The following is a 15,570-nucleotide window of genomic DNA, read 5'->3' as shown; positions in this document are numbered from 1 at the left end:
CCCGGGCGACGCTGCCACCTCAGGATTAAGCCAGGATTGCGACGCGGTTAAAGCAGGAAGCTCAAGCCCACGCTGAACAGCAAAGCGGCGAACAGCCGTTTCAGCAAGCGCGGCGACAATCTGTGCGCCAAACGCGCGCCGATGCGGGCGAAGACCATGCTTGTGAGGGCGATGCCCAACAACGCCGGCAAATAGACAAAACCGAGACTATGCGGTGGCAACAACGGATCGTGCCAGCCCAGAATCATGAAACTTAATGCACTGACCAAAGCGATCGGCAGACCGCAGGCCGATGACGTCGCCACCGCTTGCTGCATCGGCACGCTGCGCCAGGTCAGGAACGGCACGGTCAGCGAACCGCCGCCCACCCCGAAAATCGCCGAGGCCCAGCCGATCACACTGCCGGCCACAGTAAGACCGAGTTTGCCCGGCACCGTTCGGCTGGCCTTGGGTTTGATGTCCAGGGCCAGTTGCACGGAAATCACCAGGGCAAACACACCGATGATTTTTTGCAGGTTGGGTCCGGAGATCGCTTCCGCGGTCAGCGCACCGAGACCGGCGCCAATCAGAATACCCACGGCCATCCACATGAAGATCGGCCAGCGCACTGCGCCACGACGGTGATGTTCACGCACGGCGTTGACCGAGGTGAAGATGATCGTAGCCAGCGACGTCCCGACCGCCAGATGGGTAAGGATCGACTGATCAAAGCCCTGCAGAGTGAAACTGAACACCAGCACCGGGACAATAATGATCCCGCCGCCAACCCCGAACAGCCCGGCCAGCACGCCCGCACAGGCGCCCAGCGCCAGATAGAGCAGAAATTCCATGACCGTCTCCCCAGACCGCATCCGCAAAACCGGAGCGGCATGGTAACGGATGCACACCCTTTGGCTCCACTGGCGATGGATGCACGGACGCCGGATGCGTAGAGTGAGCAAAAAACACACAAGGACCACCTTATGTGCCTGATTGTTTTCGCCTGGCGCCCCGGCCATGCCCAGCCGCTGATCGTCGCGGCCAACCGTGACGAGTTCTACGCCCGGCCAAGCCTGCCACTGGCGCCCTGGCCGGAGGCGCCGCATGTGCATGCCGGACGTGATCTTGAGGCCGGCGGCACCTGGCTGGGGATTGGCGCCAACGGACGCTTTGCCGCGCTGACCAATATTCGCGATCCGCATCAACCGCCGGCACGCAAGTCACGGGGTGAGTTGGTGGCGCGGTTTCTGACCGCTGATGCGTCAATTGATGATTATTTGAGCGATGTGGTCGGACGTGCGCCGGAATATGCCGGGTTCAACCTGCTGCTGGGCAACAGCCATGAGCTGTGGCACTTCAATGCGCGGATGTCGGAACCGGTAATGCTGGAGCCGGGGGTTTACGGGCTATCAAATGCGGGGCTGGATACGCCGTGGCCGAAACTGCTCAAAGCCAAGGCTGCACTGACTGCAGTGCTGGATGATCCGCAGCCTGAGCGGTTGCTGGAGCTGCTGGGCGATGCGCAGACGGCGCCGTTTGCCGAATTACCGGATACCGGGGTGGGCCTGGCGACGGAATCATTGTTGTCGAGTGTGTTTATTGCCAGCCAGAGTTACGGCACGCGGGCGAGTACGGCGTTGATCGTGAAGGCGGATGGGTCGCGGCGGATGGTCGAGCGGAGTTTTGGGCCGTATGGCGGACATCTTGGGGAAGTTGAGCTTTGCGTCTAAGAGCAAACCCTCACCCCAGCCCTCTCCCGGAGGGAGAGGGGGCCGACCGAGGTGTCTTGAGCCATGCATCGACCTGAAAGACCGAGTCGACTATGGATTCGGTAAAGCACTTTCAGGTCGAGTCGACTTTGGATTCGGCACAGCACTTTCAGGTCGGCGTAGTTCTGCAGCATCCCCCAATCAGTCCCCTCTCCCTCCGGGAGAGGGTTAGGGTGAGGGGCTTTTGATCTTTAGACGGCTTTGACGACCGCCGGCGGATGCATCTTCGACAACCCGAGGTTCTTCAGCGCCAATTGCAGCGAGCTGTGGATAACTTGCGGGTTATCAATGGTCATCAGCTCCGCCAGCAACTCCTGAGCCTTGCTCAGATTCACCTGACGCAACATCCACTTCACCTTCGGCAAGTTGGTGGCGTTCATCGACAGGCTGTCGAAACCCATCGCCATCAACAGCACCGCCGCCGCCGGATCACCGGCCATTTCGCCGCAGATACTCACCGGTTTGCCTTCGGCATGGGCATCGCGCACCACGGTTTGCAGGGCTTGCAGCACCGCCGGATGCAGGTAGTCGTAAAGATCGGCCACACGCGGGTTGTTACGATCGACTGCCAGCAGATACTGGGTCAAGTCGTTGGAACCGACGGACAGGAAGTCGACCATTCGCGCCAGTTCCTTGGTCTGGTACACCGCCGCCGGAATCTCGATCATCACGCCAATCGGCGGCATCGGCACGTCGGTGCCTTCGTCGCGCACTTCGCCCCAGGCCCGGTGGATCAGGTGCAGGGCTTCTTCGAGTTCGTGAGTGCCGGAGATCATCGGCAGCAGAATCCGCAGGTTGTTCAGGCCTTCGCTGGCCTTGAGCATCGCGCGGGTCTGCACCAGGAAGATTTCCGGGTGGTCGAGGGTGACGCGAATGCCGCGCCAACCGAGGAACGGGTTGTCTTCCTTGATCGGGAAGTACGACAGCGACTTGTCACCGCCGATGTCGAGGCTGCGCATGGTCACCGGTTGCGGGTGGAACGCGGCGAGCTGCTCGCGGTAGATCGCCAGTTGCTCCTTCTCGCTCGGGAAGCGCTGGTTGATCATGAACGGCACTTCGGTGCGGTACAGGCCGACACCTTCGGCGCCGCGCTTCTGCGCCCGCGCCACATCGGCCAACAGGCCGGTGTTGACCCACAGCGGCATGCGGTGACCGTCGAGGGTCACGCACGGCAGGTCGCGCAGGGTGTCGAGGCCCAGCGCCAGTTGTTTCTCTTCTTCGACGACTTCGGCGAACTGCTTGCGCAGCACTTCGCTCGGGTTGGTGTAAACCTCGCCGCGTGTGCCGTCGACGATCATTTCGATGCCGTCGACCTTGGCGTACGGCAGGTCGACCAGACCCATGACCGTCGGAATGCCCATCGCACGGGCGAGGATCGCGACGTGGGAGTTACCCGAGCCGAGTACCGAAACCAGACCGACCAGCGTGCCTTCCGGCACCTCGCCGAGCATTGCCGGCGTCAGCTCTTCGCTGACCAGAATGGTTTTTTCCGGGTAGACCAGGTTCTGCTGGCGCTCTTCCTGCAAATAGGCGAGCAGGCGGCGACCCAGGTCTTTGACGTCTGAGGCACGCTCACGCAGGTAGGCGTCGTCCATCAGTTCGAAACGGTTGACGTGCTCAGTGACCACCTGACGCAGCGCGCCCTGCGCCCACTGGCCGGTCTTGATCACGGTGGTGATTTCGCTGCCGAGCGAGGCATCGTCGAGCATCATCAGGTAGACGTCGAACAGCGCGCGCTCTTCCGGGCGCAACTGGGTCGCGAGCTTGGCGGACAACGCGCGCATGTCGGCGCGCACGCCTTCGATGGCAGTCTTGAACAGCGCAAGCTCAGCGTCGATGTCGGTGATGGTCTTGTCCGGCACCACGTCGAGATCGGCCGGCGGCAGCATGACCACGGCGGTACCGACGGCGGCACCCGGCGAACCCGGCACGCCAACGAACTTGGCTTCCTGAATCCCTTTGCCCTGACGGCCCAGACCACGGATCGAACCGGTGGCCTCGGCGTGGGCGATAACCCCGGCGAGCTGCGCGCTCATGGTCACGAGGAAGGCTTCTTCACCTTCGTCGAACTGGCGGCGTTCTTTTTGCTGGATGACCAACACGCCGACGACGCGGCGGTGGTGAATGATCGGTGCACCGAGGAACGAGGCGTAACGCTCTTCACCGGTTTCGGCGAAGTAGCGGTAGCGCGGGTGATCCGCGGCGTTTTCGAGGTTCAGGGGTTCTTCACGCGTGCCGACCAGACCGACCAGACCTTCGTTGGGTGCCATGCTGACCTTGCCGATCGAGCGCTTGTTCAAGCCCTCGGTAGCCATCAGGACGAAGCGGTTGGTCTCGGGATCAAGCAGGTAGACCGAGCAGACCTGGCTGCCCATGGCCTCTTTGACGCGCAACACAATAATCCCCAACGCCGCCTTGAGATCCTTGGCGGAGTTAACTTCCTGGACGATCTTGCGCAGCGTATTGAGCATGGCTCGGGGTCGAACTCCGTCGTCAGTCGCGCGCTAAAAGGCGCGGGGCAAGCTCTTTGAGGGCGCGGCGATACACCTCGCGCTTGAATGTCACCACCTGGCCCAACGGATACCAATAGCTGACCCAGCGCCAGCCATCGAACTCCGGTTTACCGGTCAAATCCATCCGCACCCGCTGCTCGTTGGAGATCAGGCGCAGGAGAAACCATTTCTGTTTCTGGCCGATGCACAGCGGTTGGCTGTGCGTACGCACCAGACGTTGCGGCAAACGATAGCGCAACCAGCCCCGGGTACAGGCCAGTATTTCAACATCTTCACGTTCCAGGCCAACTTCTTCGTTCAGCTCGCGGTACAAGGCGTCTTCCGGCGTCTCTTCAGGGTTGATTCCCCCTTGCGGAAACTGCCAGGCATCTTGATTGATACGGCGAGCCCATAGCACCTGGCCGGCGTCATTCGTCAGAATGATCCCGACATTGGGGCGGAAACCATCGGGGTCGATCACGGCAACAACCTCGCAAACGCATGTCGTCGCATTGTTCCACAAAGGTTGATAAGGCGGCAACGAGGCTTCCTACCTTATGTGCACTCTTGTGAAAAGACCGTATTCTTGTCGCCTTTTTACTGACTTTTCAGCGGGTAACTGCAATGCGCCTGGCTCTATTCGATTTGGACAACACCCTTCTGGGCGGCGACAGCGATCACGCCTGGGGCGACTATCTGTGTGAACGCGGCTTCCTCGACCCGATTGCGTACAAGGCGCGCAACGACGAGTTCTATCAGGATTACCTGGCCGGCCAACTGGATAACGCCGCGTACCTGAACTTCTGCCTGGAGATCCTCGGCCGCACCGAAATGGCCGTGCTCGAGCAATGGCACAACGATTACATGCGCGACTGCATCGAACCGATCGTGCTGCCGAAGGCGCTGGAACTGCTGAAACAACACCGCGATGCCGGCGACAAACTGGTGATCATCACCGCGACCAACCGCTTCGTCACCGCACCGATTGCCGTGCGCCTGGGCGTTGAAACCCTGATCGCCACCGAATGCGAAATGATCGACGGCCGCTACAGCGGACGCAGCACCGATGTCCCGTGCTTCCGCGAAGGCAAGGTAACGCGCCTGAACCGTTGGCTGGAAGAGACCGGGTATTCGCTGGACGACAGCTATTTCTACAGCGACTCGATGAATGATTTGCCGCTGCTGGAGCAGGTGGCGAATCCCGTCGCGGTCGATCCGGATCCGAATTTGCGTGCCGAAGCCGAAAAGCGTGGCTGGCAGGTGATCAGTCTGCGCAACTGATTACGCCATCGCTGGCAAGCCAGCTCCCACAGGTTTCGCGGGCGTTCACAAAATCTGTGCTCACCGAAAAGCCCTGTGGGAGCTGGCTTGCCAGCGATTGGAGCAAATCGGTCTCAAGCCTTAAACAGGCTTGGCCCCCATCAACGCCGCAACGGCGAGAAATCCGACGCCGCTGACAATCGCCAGTGCCAGATTGAATTTCCGATTGCCGACCCCGCTCGTCCACAGCCGATTCAGCCGAACCAGCAGCCAGACCGCACTGAACGTGGCCACGGCATAGATCACGCTGGAACCCAGAATCCACAACTGCCCCAATGGCCAGCCAATCAGATGCACCAACCACCAGCCGGTGAAGGGCATGCTGAACATGCCGATCAGCATCAAACACCAGATAAACAGCCAGGGACGCTGCATCGTGCTGGCCGGCCCTTCGCTGCGATTACGCCAGGTCAGGGCGGCGAGTCCCAGCCCGCTCGCGAGGATCACCACGGTCGCCGCGACGTGAAGGACTTTCAGGGTGGTCAGGGTTTCCATGTGTTCGTCTTCCTTGGGCCATGCCCATCAGCGTAGCCGCTCAGCCAAGAAACAGCTGATAGGCCGGGTTCTCGCTTTCGTCCCAGTACGGGTAGCCGATTTCCTCAAGCGCTGCCGGCACCAGATGACGCTCATCGTGCGGGACTTGCAGGCCGGCGACCACGCGGCCATCGGCAGCACCGTGGTTGCGGTAGTGAAACATCGAGATATTCCAGCGCCCACCGAGCTTGTTGAGGAAGTTGAACAGCGCGCCCGGACGCTCCGGGAACTCGAAGCGGAACACCACTTCGTCAATCACGTGCGCCGCGTGGCCGCCGACCATGTGGCGGATGTGCAGTTTGGCCAGTTCGTTGTCGGTCAGGTCGAGCACCGGGAAACCCTGTTCGGTGAGGCTCGCCAGCAATGCACTGCGCGGGTCGTTTTCCGGGTGGGTCTGCACGCCAACGAAGATGTGCGCTTCGCTGCCGGTGTTGTAGCGGTAGTTGAATTCGGTGATCTGACGCTTGCCGATCGCTTCGCAGAACGCCTTGAAACTGCCGGCCTTCTCGGGGATGGTCACGGCAATGATCGCTTCGCGGCCTTCACCCAGCTCGGCGCGTTCGGCGACGTGGCGCAAGCGATCGAAGTTGACGTTGGCGCCGGAGTCGATGGCTACGAAGGTCTGGCCGCTGACGCCGCGCAACTCGACGTATTTCTTGATCCCGGCCACGCCCAAAGCGCCTGCAGGTTCGGTGATCGAGCGGGTATCGTCGTAGATATCCTTGATCGCTGCACAGATCTCGTCGGTGCTGACGGTGATCACTTCATCGACGTAGTCTTTGCAGATATCGAAGGTGTGCTGGCCGATCTGCGCCACTGCTACGCCGTCCGCGAAGATGCCCACGGTCGGCAGCACCACGCGCTCGCCGGCAGCCATCGCCGCTTGCAGACAGTTGGAATCATCCGGTTCAACGCCGATGACTTTGATGTCCGGGCGCAGGTATTTCACATACGCAGCGATGCCGGCGATCAGACCACCGCCGCCGACCGGAACGAAAATCGCGTCCAGCGGCTGCGGGTGCTGGCGCAGAATTTCCATCGCCACGGTGCCCTGCCCGGCAATGGTGTGCGGATCATCGTATGGGTGGATGTAGACGTAGCCTTTTTCATCGACCAGTTTCAGCGAATAAGCCAGGGCTTCCGGGAAGGAATCACCGTGCAGCACCACCTTGCCGCCACGCGAACGCACGCCTTCGACTTTGATCTCCGGGGTGGTCTTGGGCATGACGATGGTGGCTTTGACGCCCAGCACTTTCGCCGCCAGGGCCAGACCTTGCGCATGGTTGCCCGCCGACGCGGTGACCACGCCACGGGCGCGCTCTTCGTCAGTCAGCTGGGTCAGCTTGTTGTAGGCGCCGCGAATCTTGAACGAGAACACCGGCTGCAAGTCTTCACGCTTGAGCCAAATGTCATTGCCCAGCCGCTCGGAGAGCTGACGAGCGTTCTGCAACGGGGTTTCTACGGCAACGTCATAAACGCGCGAGGTGAGGATCTTCTTGACGTACTGTTCGAGCATCGGAAAGCATCACTGAGCGGGTTGGGCAGGGCCAAGGAGTCTAACCCGGCTTTTGCCCGGACGACCACACGAATCCAGAGGTTTTAGCCGCGCTTGCGGCTATAATGCCGGCCTTTCCGTTATCACCTTGCCCGCTTCCGGAGCCCGCATGACCCAGGATCAACTCAAACAGGCAGTGGCTCAGGCCGCCGTCGACTTCATCCTTCCGAAACTCGACGACAAGAGCATCGTTGGGGTCGGCACCGGCTCCACCGCCAACTGCTTCATCGACGCGCTGGCCCAGCACAAGGGCGCATTCGATGGCGCCGTCGCCAGTTCCGAAGCCACCGCCGCGCGCCTCAAGGGTCACGGGATTCCGGTGTATGAACTGAACACCGTCAGCGACCTGGAGTTCTACGTCGACGGCGCTGACGAAAGCGACGCGCACTTGAACCTGATCAAGGGCGGCGGCGCCGCATTGACCCGCGAGAAGATCGTTGCCGCCGTGGCCAAGACCTTCATCTGCATCGCCGACGCCAGCAAACTGGTGCCGGTACTGGGCGAGTTCCCGCTGCCGGTCGAAGTGATCCCGATGGCCCGCAGCCACGTTGCCCGCCAACTGGTGAAACTGGGCGGCGATCCGGTGTACCGCGAAGGCGTGCTGACGGACAACGGCAACATCATCCTGGACGTGTTCAACCTGCAGATCACCAACCCGGTGGAGCTGGAAGCGCAGATCAATGCAATTGTCGGCGTGGTGACCAACGGGCTGTTCGCGGCGCGTCCGGCGGACCTGTTGTTGCTGGGTACCAGTGAAGGTGTGAAAACCCTCAAGGCTGAGTAAGCCCAGACTGCCCACCCTTTATTGGCAGACGAATAAACCTGTGGGAGCGAGCCTGCTCGCGAAAGCGCCAGTTCAGCCAACATTTTCATTGGCTGACACGACGCCTTCGCGAGCAGGCTCGCTCCCACAGTGTTTTGGGGTGTTGATTAGTTCGGGGCTGGTTTTTTGAAGACGTAAAACAGGTTCGGCTCACTCACCAGATACAACGTCCCGTCATCATCCATCGCTATGCCTTCGGCCTGCGGCACGGTTTTCTTCAAACCCTGCCGGCCGCCACTGATGGACATGGTGCTCAACGGGCGCCCGTCAACATCCAGTTCCAGAATCAGCCGTGACTCATCCGACAGCGCCAGCAGATGCCCGCTGCGCTCGTCGTACTGCAGACTCGACAGATCGCGCACAAACATCCCGGCGTCACGCTTTGGATCGTTGATCACATGCACCGCGTAGGACTTCTCCGGATTGAAGTGCGGAAAACCGTGCACTTCGTAGATCAGCATCGGATTACGCTCTTTCGCAACAAACAGACGCTTGCCCACCGAGTCGTAAGCCAGGCCTTCGAAGCCCTTGTTGCCGGCCATGTGCACGCCGAGGGTCATCTGCTCGGCGTCCGCCGCGTCGAGGAAGGTGGTGTCGTCCTCCAGGTGAATCTTGATCAGCCGCTGCTGGCGCTCGTCAGTGATCACGTAAGTGTCAGCGCTGATGTACTCGACCGCCTCCGGATCGCCGAAGCCAATCAGGGCGATGCGCCGCAGGATCTTGCCTTCCAGCGACAACTCGACCAGTTCGGCATTCTTGTTGGTCACGGTAAACAGGCTTTTGCGCACCGGATCGAAGGTCAGCGCCGAAACATCGGCCTCCAGCCCATCGATCACCCGTGCCTCGATGTCTACGCGATATTGATCCAGGCCGATGGCCTGACTGTTCAGCGGCTGCCACAGAGTATGCAGGTTGAACCAGGCGCGCTCGAAAAGGCGCATGTATTGGCCGATCGCGACCAACGCGATCAGGGCAATCACCGACAGGATGATAATCAAAGGCTTGGGGCGGGCAAGTCGACGCATTCGGGCGGGCTCGGAATCAAAACAGGCGGATGAAATATCACGCCTGTCTGAACTGAAGCTTAATGGCCACTTGCCTGTCAGGACAATCAGACTTGTCTGAAATTGCCGCGAGGACAGTTATTGCTGTTTTTCGAAGCGATAAAACAAGTTCGGCTCGCTGACCATGTACAGCGTGCCCGCCTCGTCCATGGTCACGCCTTCGGCGCGGGGGATGGTGTTTTTCAGACCGTTGAAGCCACCGAGCAGGGTCATGAAGCTGACCTGTTCGCCCTTCTCGTCCAGTTCCAGCAGCAAGTGCGAATCAGCAGACAGCACCAGCGTATGACGCGTGCGCGGATCGATTTCCAGCGCCGAGAGGTTGCGAATATCCAGTTCATCACTGGCGAGTTTTTGCTTGTCGCCCTTGAGGATCTGGCTGCCATCGCTTTTCCAGGTAAACAGCGCTGGTGGCCGCTCCTCACCCAGCAGTAATTGCTGGTTGTGCGCATCCCAGGTAATTGCCTCGAAGGCCTTGTTCTGATCTTTCGAAGGGCCGAGATCGTATTTCGGGAAATCGGCGATGTTCAATTCGCGGGTGTCAGCGTCGACCTTGACGATCGACAGCATGTGCTGACGCTCATCGACGATGGCCATCAGGCCATTTTCCATGACGGTCAGGCCTTCCGGATTGCTCCAGCCCACCAGCGGCATCTTGCGCAACACCTCGCCTTGCAGCGTCAGCTCGGCGAGAAACGGGTTTTTACCCATCACCGAAAACAGCGTTTTGGTCTGCGGGTTGTACGACAGATCCGAGGCTTCGTCCTTCTCCATACCCGTCAACGGCTTGGCATCGATCACTACCCGGTAGTCCGGCAGCCAGATGCTGTCTTTCTGCTCGGCCTGGCTTTCGAAGCGCTCCTGCAGCCACAACACACCGCGATCATCCCAATGCATGGCAAACGCCAGGGCATAGGCGGCGGCAAGCACCAGCAATAGCCAGACATACCAACGCAGGGCGAAACGTGAACGGCGGGTGGGCTTGAGCTGAGTTTGAGATGACATCGATGGACGCGTTCCGAAAATTCAGGCTATGGGTAATAGCACAAAGAGGCCGGCTCAGACGCCAGAATGAGAGGAATTATCCGTACACGATGTGAAAAAAACGGCAAATGGCGGGATTGTCGTGTGTTGCCCGCCATCTTCAGGGCATCACAAAACAATGTGGGAGCGAGCCTGCTCGCGAAGGCAGAGTGTCAGTCAACGATGATGTCGACTGACCTGACGCTTTCGCGAGCAGGCTCGCTCCCACAGGGGATTTGCAGTGTGGCGATTAGCGCACGCTGCTGGTGAAGCTGCTCGCGCCGACCAGTTCGAGGACGATGTCATCACCAACGTTCAGCGGGCCGACACCCACTGGCGTGCCGGTGAGGATCACGTCACCGGCCTGCAGCGAGAAGCAACCCGCCATGTGCTGGATCATCGGCACGATCGGGTTGAGCATCGCGCTGCTGTTGCCGTCCTGACGCACTTCGCCGTTGATGGTCAGGCGAATGCCAATGTCGGTCAGGTCAGCGAAGGTGCTGCCGACCACGAACGGGGCAAGCACCGCCGCGCCGTCGAACGACTTGGCGATTTCCCACGGCAGGCCTTTGGCTTTCAGTTCGGCTTGCTTGTCACGCAGGGTCAGGTCGAGCGCCGGGGCGAAACCGGAAATAGCGTCGAGCACTTCTTCACGGCTCGGCCTGGTCGACAACGGTTTGCCGATCAACACGGCGATTTCCGCTTCGTAGTGCACCGAACCGCGTTCGGTCGGAATGCTGAAACCACCTTCAAGCGGCACCACGCAACTGCCCGGTTTGATGAACAGCAGCGGTTCGGTAGGCACCGGGTTGTCCAGTTCCTTGGCGTGTTCGGCGTAATTGCGGCCAATGCACACGACTTTCCCGATCGGGAAGTGAATGCGCGTGCCGTCGACGTACTGGTGCTGATAGCTCATTTACCGACTCCTGCCTTCATTGATTCATCAAAGATTGCCGATCAAACCGCGAAAATCTTGCCCGGGTTCATGATGCCGTTCGGGTCGAACACCGCTTTCACCGCTTTCATGTACTCGATCTCGACCGGGGAGCGGCTGTAGGTCAAGTAATCGCGCTTGGTCATGCCGACACCGTGTTCGGCGGAGATCGAGCCGTTGTACTTCTCAACGGTTTCGAACACCCACTTGTTGACGGTCGCGCACTTGGCGAAGAACTCGTCCTTGCTCAGGTTATCCGGCTTGAGGATGTTCAAGTGCAGGTTGCCGTCGCCGATGTGGCCGAACCAGACGATCTCGAAATCCGGATAGTGCTCACCGACGATCGCGTCGATTTCCTGCAAGAACGCTGGCACTTTCGACACGGTGACCGAGATGTCGTTCTTGTACGGGGTCCAGTGCGAGATGGTTTCAGAGATGTACTCGCGCAGCTTCCACAGGTTCTGCAACTGGGTTTCGCTCTGGCTCATCACGCCGTCCAGCACCCAGCCCTGCTCGACGCAATGCTCGAAGGTTTCCAGTGCGCTGTTGGCCACTTCTTCAGTAGTCGCTTCAAATTCCAGCAGCGCGTAGAACGGGCAGTCGGTTTCGAATGGCGCCGGTACGTCGCCACGGCCCATGACCTTGGCCAGTGCCTTGTCGGAGAAGAATTCAAACGCGGTCAGGTCGAGCTTGCCCTGGAACGCGTGCAGCACCGGCATGATCGAGTCGAAATCAGCGGTGCCGAGCACCATGGCAGTGAGGTTTTTCGGCGCGCGATCCAGGCGCATGGTCGCTTCGACGACAAAACCGAGGGTGCCTTCGGCGCCGATGAACAACTGACGCAGGTCGTAACCGGTGGCGTTCTTGATCAGGTCTTTGTTCAGTTCCAGCACATCGCCTTTGCCGGTGACGACTTTCATGCCGGCGACCCAGTTGCGGGTCATGCCGTAGCGAATCACTTTGATCCCGCCGGCATTGGTGCCGATATTGCCGCCAATCTGGCTGGAACCTGCCGAAGCGAAGTCCACCGGGTAGTACAGGCCGTTTTCTTCGGCGACATTCTGCAAATGCTCGGTGACCACGCCCGGCTGACAAACGGCGGTGCGGTCGGTGAGGTTCACGTCGAGAATCTGATTCATGTAGTCGAACGAGACGACCACTTCGCCGTTGGCCGCCACCGCAGCGGCAGAAAGGCCGGTGCGCCCGCCCGATGGCACCAGCGCAATCTTGTGGGTGTTGGCCCAGCGGACCACGGCCTGCACCTGCTCGATGGTCTTGGGAAATACGATGGCACTCGGCGCCGGGGCGAAGTGTTTGGTCCAATCCTTGCCGTACGCATTCAGGGAGTCGGCGTCGGTCAGGACCTTGCCAGGCTCGACCAGGGTCTTCAGTTCATCAATCAGGGCAGGATTGGTCATCGATAGAACTCTCGAACAATTCATGGTCATCCTGAGAACGCTTCACGTCGCAGGAATGAGTGTTTAGCAGGGCGGCTATGCTAGCATACCGACCCCGCAGGCCAGTGCCCAAGGCCAGTTCTGCGGTAACGGCTTTCCTGCCGTTTGGGTCAGCTCCAGGCTGCTCCCCTCCCTGCCATTTTTCTCCGGGATACAGGTTTACGCAGATGAGCAAGACTTCTCTCGATAAGAGCAAGATCAAGTTCCTTCTTCTCGAAGGCGTCCACCAATCGGCTGTCGACGTCCTCAAGGCGGCGGGCTACACCAGCATCGAATACCTGACAGGTTCCTTGCCGGAAGCCCAGCTCAAGGAAAAGATCGCTGACGCTCACTTCATCGGCATTCGTTCGCGCACCCAACTGACCGAAGAGATCTTCGATCACGCGAAGAAGCTGGTCGCGGTCGGCTGTTTCTGCATCGGCACCAACCAGGTTGACCTGAGTGCTGCCCGTGAGCGCGGCATCGCCGTGTTCAACGCGCCGTACTCCAACACCCGCTCCGTAGCGGAACTGGTGCTGGCCGAAGCGATCCTGCTGCTGCGCGGCATCCCTGAGAAGAACGCTTCCTGCCACCGTGGCGGCTGGATCAAGTCGGCAGCCAACTCCTTCGAGATCCGTGGCAAGAAACTCGGCATCGTCGGCTATGGCTCGATCGGTACGCAACTGTCGGTTCTGGCGGAAGGTTTGGGCATGCAGGTGTTCTTCTACGACACCGTGACCAAGCTGCCACTGGGCAACGCCACGCAGGTCGGCAACCTGCACGAGCTGCTGGGCATGTCCGACATCGTCACCCTGCACGTTCCGGAAACCGCTGCGACCCAGTGGATGATCGGCGAGAAGGAAATCCGCGCCATCAAGAAGGGCGGCATTCTGATCAACGCGGCGCGCGGCACTGTGGTCGAATTGGACGCCCTGGCGGACGCGATCAAGGACAAGCACCTGATCGGCGCGGCCATCGACGTATTCCCGGTGGAGCCACGCTCCAACGACGAGGAGTTCGAAAGCCCGCTGCGTGGCCTCGACAACGTCATCCTGACCCCGCACATCGGTGGTTCGACCGCCGAAGCGCAAGCCAACATCGGTCTGGAAGTGGCGGAAAAACTGGTCAAGTACAGCGACAACGGTACTTCCGTTTCGTCGGTGAACTTCCCGGAAGTGGCCCTGCCGGCTCACCCTGGCAAGCACCGCCTGCTGCACATCCACGAAAACATCCCGGGTGTGATGAGCGAGATCAACAAGGTCTTCGCCGAAAACGGCATCAACATCTCCGGTCAGTTCCTGCAGACCAACGAGAAGGTAGGCTACGTGGTGATCGACGTCGACGCCGAGTACTCGGACCTGGCGCAAGAGAAGCTGCAGCACATCAACGGCACCATCCGTAGCCGGGTTCTTTTTTAAGAACTGCTACAAGCCTCAAGTTACAAGCGGCAAGTGATGTTTGCTTTTACTTGAAGCTTGCAGCGATAAAAAAGGGAGCCCCGAAGGGCTCCCTTTTTTATTCCACGTTGACGGTGATTTTCTTCGAGACGATTGGCGGATCGAACGGCATGTGGCCGCTGTCGCCCAGCTCCAGTTGCAGGGTGTGCTTGCCGGGTGCCAGCTTGACGTCGGCCTGGGTTTGCGCCTTGCCGAAGTGCATGTGGTTGGCATCATTCGGAATCGGAGCGCCGGCCGCTGGCAGCTTGTCGACGTCGATCAGCAGGTGGTGGTGACCGGTGTTTTTGGTGACATCACCGGCCGGTGCCAGTGCAACGTCCTTGGTACCGAACTTGACGGTGAAGGTCTGCGAAACCGTGGCCCCGTCTTCGGGAGAAACGATGAACACTTCGGCGCCTTTAGGGGCCGGTGTCGCCGCACTGGCCAGCACCGAAACACCCATCAACACACCCGCCAACGCTGCACGTGACATAAAGCTTTTCATTTTCTTCTCCAGTTTTTCCGTAAAATCCGTATGGTCATGACAACTTCACGACCATTCGTTGTCGAAGGCACTCGACAACCATAGCAAAGCGAGCCTGACTCAGAGCGTCGCGATAATGATTTCAAAGGAGTGACCATGCGTTTTCTGCCTGGCCTGATCTGCCTGCTACCCCTTCTGAGCCCTTTGGCTCATGCCGAACTGATTGATGACGTCAACGACCGTGGCGAGCTGCGCATAGCCCTTGAGGCTAATACACCGCCCTTCAACTTCAAGGAAGGCGACACACTCACGGGGTTCGAGGTCGAGCTTGGGCAACTGCTGGCCAACGAGCTGGATGTGCGCGCCGACTTCATCGTCACGGATGAGGCCGACCTGCTCCAGGGCGTTGAAAGCGGCAAGTACGACGTCGCGCTCAACCACATAGCACTGACACCCGAACTCAAGGATCGTTTCGACTTCAGCGAGTCTTACGGCAAGGTCGATGCGCAATTGCTGGCGAAGAAAGATGAGCAGCCACGGCCGATGGTGCTGGTGCAGGCGTTGACGGAAGAGAAGCCGAAAGCGACAGAGCCGGTGGATTTGGCGATTCCGTTTCAGAAGGGCAATCCGGCGTTTCAGGCCAGCCTTGCGAGCGCGATGCAGCGGATCAAGGCGGATGGGCGCCTGGCAGCGCTGACTGAGAAGTGGTTGAAGCCTTAAAAGC

Annotated in this window: 15 protein-coding genes; 5 read left to right on the top strand and 10 right to left on the bottom strand. The window is 59.9% G+C overall.

Features of this window, described 5'->3' with window-relative positions; genetic code table 11:
• Window positions 1–47: 47 nt before the first annotated feature.
• Entirely contained in the window at window positions 48–830 is a 783-nt protein-coding gene (locus QZR14_RS14510; RefSeq protein WP_311996937.1) for a sulfite exporter TauE/SafE family protein, read from the bottom strand.
• A 132-nt stretch (window positions 831–962) separates the two neighbouring features.
• Here QZR14_RS14510 and QZR14_RS14505 point away from each other — a divergent pair, with 132 nt between their 5' ends.
• A complete protein-coding gene (locus QZR14_RS14505) occupies window positions 963–1,709 on the top strand; it encodes an NRDE family protein (protein ID WP_123454401.1) in 747 nt (248 codons plus the stop codon).
• Window positions 1,710–1,939: 230 nt separating this feature from the next.
• On the opposite strand, the gene ptsP is transcribed toward QZR14_RS14505, so the two are convergent.
• Together ptsP and QZR14_RS14495 are read right to left on the bottom strand one after the other, a co-directional pair.
• Window positions 1,940–4,219, bottom strand: a complete 2,280-nt coding sequence (gene ptsP / locus QZR14_RS14500) for a phosphoenolpyruvate--protein phosphotransferase (RefSeq protein WP_250605775.1) — start codon at window positions 4,217–4,219, stop codon at window positions 1,940–1,942.
• A gap of 22 nt (window positions 4,220–4,241) precedes the next feature.
• A complete protein-coding gene (locus QZR14_RS14495) occupies window positions 4,242–4,721 on the bottom strand; it encodes an RNA pyrophosphohydrolase (RefSeq protein WP_003229203.1) in 480 nt (159 codons plus the stop codon).
• A gap of 143 nt (window positions 4,722–4,864) precedes the next feature.
• Between QZR14_RS14495 and QZR14_RS14490 the strand changes: the two genes are divergently transcribed.
• On the top strand, window positions 4,865–5,521 hold the full coding sequence (locus QZR14_RS14490; RefSeq protein ID WP_311996936.1) for an HAD family hydrolase: 657 nt from the start codon (window positions 4,865–4,867) through the stop codon (window positions 5,519–5,521).
• A 120-nt stretch (window positions 5,522–5,641) separates the two neighbouring features.
• Here QZR14_RS14490 and QZR14_RS14485 read toward each other — a convergent pair whose 3' ends face one another.
• Both QZR14_RS14485 and ilvA read right to left on the bottom strand, forming a co-directional pair.
• Complete coding sequence (locus QZR14_RS14485) at window positions 5,642–6,055, bottom strand: DUF2269 family protein (protein WP_250605773.1); 414 nt, start codon at window positions 6,053–6,055, stop codon at window positions 5,642–5,644.
• A gap of 40 nt (window positions 6,056–6,095) precedes the next feature.
• The gene (ilvA, locus tag QZR14_RS14480) at window positions 6,096–7,610 is read right to left on the bottom strand and encodes a threonine ammonia-lyase, biosynthetic (protein WP_041072159.1); all 1,515 of its coding nucleotides are present in this window, start codon (window positions 7,608–7,610) and stop codon (window positions 6,096–6,098) included.
• A 148-nt stretch (window positions 7,611–7,758) separates the two neighbouring features.
• Between ilvA and rpiA the strand changes: the two genes are divergently transcribed.
• A complete protein-coding gene (rpiA, locus tag QZR14_RS14475; protein ID WP_007913886.1) occupies window positions 7,759–8,433 on the top strand; it encodes a ribose-5-phosphate isomerase RpiA in 675 nt (224 codons plus the stop codon).
• 146 nt (window positions 8,434–8,579) lie between these two features.
• On the opposite strand, the gene QZR14_RS14470 is transcribed toward rpiA, so the two are convergent.
• The 4 genes from QZR14_RS14470 to QZR14_RS14450 form a co-directional block, all read right to left on the bottom strand.
• Entirely contained in the window at window positions 8,580–9,497 is a 918-nt protein-coding gene (locus QZR14_RS14470; RefSeq protein WP_311996935.1) for an SdiA-regulated domain-containing protein, read from the bottom strand.
• 117 nt (window positions 9,498–9,614) lie between these two features.
• Window positions 9,615–10,538, bottom strand: a complete 924-nt coding sequence (locus tag QZR14_RS14465) for an SdiA-regulated domain-containing protein (protein ID WP_311996934.1) — start codon at window positions 10,536–10,538, stop codon at window positions 9,615–9,617.
• Window positions 10,539–10,806: 268 nt separating this feature from the next.
• A complete protein-coding gene (locus QZR14_RS14455; RefSeq protein ID WP_250605770.1) occupies window positions 10,807–11,472 on the bottom strand; it encodes a fumarylacetoacetate hydrolase family protein in 666 nt (221 codons plus the stop codon).
• 41 nt (window positions 11,473–11,513) lie between these two features.
• Complete coding sequence (locus tag QZR14_RS14450; protein ID WP_250605769.1) at window positions 11,514–12,908, bottom strand: FAD-binding oxidoreductase; 1,395 nt, start codon at window positions 12,906–12,908, stop codon at window positions 11,514–11,516.
• Window positions 12,909–13,114: 206 nt separating this feature from the next.
• Here QZR14_RS14450 and serA point away from each other — a divergent pair, with 206 nt between their 5' ends.
• Window positions 13,115–14,344 (top strand): phosphoglycerate dehydrogenase, encoded by a 1,230-nt coding sequence (serA, locus tag QZR14_RS14445; protein ID WP_064116317.1) that lies wholly within the window; start codon window positions 13,115–13,117, stop codon window positions 14,342–14,344.
• Window positions 14,345–14,441: 97 nt separating this feature from the next.
• On the opposite strand, the gene QZR14_RS14440 is transcribed toward serA, so the two are convergent.
• Window positions 14,442–14,867: a DUF4399 domain-containing protein gene (locus QZR14_RS14440; protein ID WP_093429790.1), complete on the bottom strand. Its 426-nt coding sequence runs from the start codon at window positions 14,865–14,867 to the stop codon at window positions 14,442–14,444.
• Between the two features lie 135 nt (window positions 14,868–15,002).
• Between QZR14_RS14440 and QZR14_RS14435 the strand changes: the two genes are divergently transcribed.
• Window positions 15,003–15,566 carry a transporter substrate-binding domain-containing protein gene (locus QZR14_RS14435; RefSeq protein ID WP_250605768.1) on the top strand — a complete coding sequence of 188 codons (564 nt, stop codon included), beginning with the start codon at window positions 15,003–15,005 and terminating at the stop codon, window positions 15,564–15,566.
• Window positions 15,567–15,570 lie beyond the last annotated feature (4 nt).

Source organism: Pseudomonas sp. rhizo66, from assembly GCF_031931925.1.
GTDB lineage: Bacteria > Pseudomonadota > Gammaproteobacteria > Pseudomonadales > Pseudomonadaceae > Aquipseudomonas.
This window is presented reverse-complemented; position numbering and strand designations above follow the sequence as displayed.

Excerpts from the sequence above, each read along its gene's own strand:
- QZR14_RS14455 (WP_250605770.1), bottom strand. The coding sequence starts at position 11,472 with ATGAGCTATCAGCACCAGTACGTCGACGGCACGCGCATTCACTTCCCG.
- ilvA (WP_041072159.1), bottom strand. The coding sequence starts at position 7,610 with ATGCTCGAACAGTACGTCAAGAAGATCCTCACCTCGCGCGTTTATGAC.
- ptsP (WP_250605775.1), bottom strand. The coding sequence starts at position 4,219 with ATGCTCAATACGCTGCGCAAGATCGTCCAGGAAGTTAACTCCGCCAAG.
- serA (WP_064116317.1), top strand. The coding sequence starts at position 13,115 with ATGAGCAAGACTTCTCTCGATAAGAGCAAGATCAAGTTCCTTCTTCTC.
- rpiA (WP_007913886.1), top strand. The coding sequence starts at position 7,759 with ATGACCCAGGATCAACTCAAACAGGCAGTGGCTCAGGCCGCCGTCGAC.
- QZR14_RS14510 (WP_311996937.1), bottom strand. The coding sequence starts at position 830 with ATGGAATTTCTGCTCTATCTGGCGCTGGGCGCCTGTGCGGGCGTGCTG.
- QZR14_RS14450 (WP_250605769.1), bottom strand. The coding sequence starts at position 12,908 with ATGACCAATCCTGCCCTGATTGATGAACTGAAGACCCTGGTCGAGCCT.
- QZR14_RS14505 (WP_123454401.1), top strand. The coding sequence starts at position 963 with ATGTGCCTGATTGTTTTCGCCTGGCGCCCCGGCCATGCCCAGCCGCTG.
- QZR14_RS14490 (WP_311996936.1), top strand. The coding sequence starts at position 4,865 with ATGCGCCTGGCTCTATTCGATTTGGACAACACCCTTCTGGGCGGCGAC.
- QZR14_RS14465 (WP_311996934.1), bottom strand. The coding sequence starts at position 10,538 with ATGTCATCTCAAACTCAGCTCAAGCCCACCCGCCGTTCACGTTTCGCC.
- QZR14_RS14485 (WP_250605773.1), bottom strand. The coding sequence starts at position 6,055 with ATGGAAACCCTGACCACCCTGAAAGTCCTTCACGTCGCGGCGACCGTG.
- QZR14_RS14470 (WP_311996935.1), bottom strand. The coding sequence starts at position 9,497 with ATGCGTCGACTTGCCCGCCCCAAGCCTTTGATTATCATCCTGTCGGTG.
- QZR14_RS14440 (WP_093429790.1), bottom strand. The coding sequence starts at position 14,867 with ATGAAAAGCTTTATGTCACGTGCAGCGTTGGCGGGTGTGTTGATGGGT.
- QZR14_RS14435 (WP_250605768.1), top strand. The coding sequence starts at position 15,003 with ATGCGTTTTCTGCCTGGCCTGATCTGCCTGCTACCCCTTCTGAGCCCT.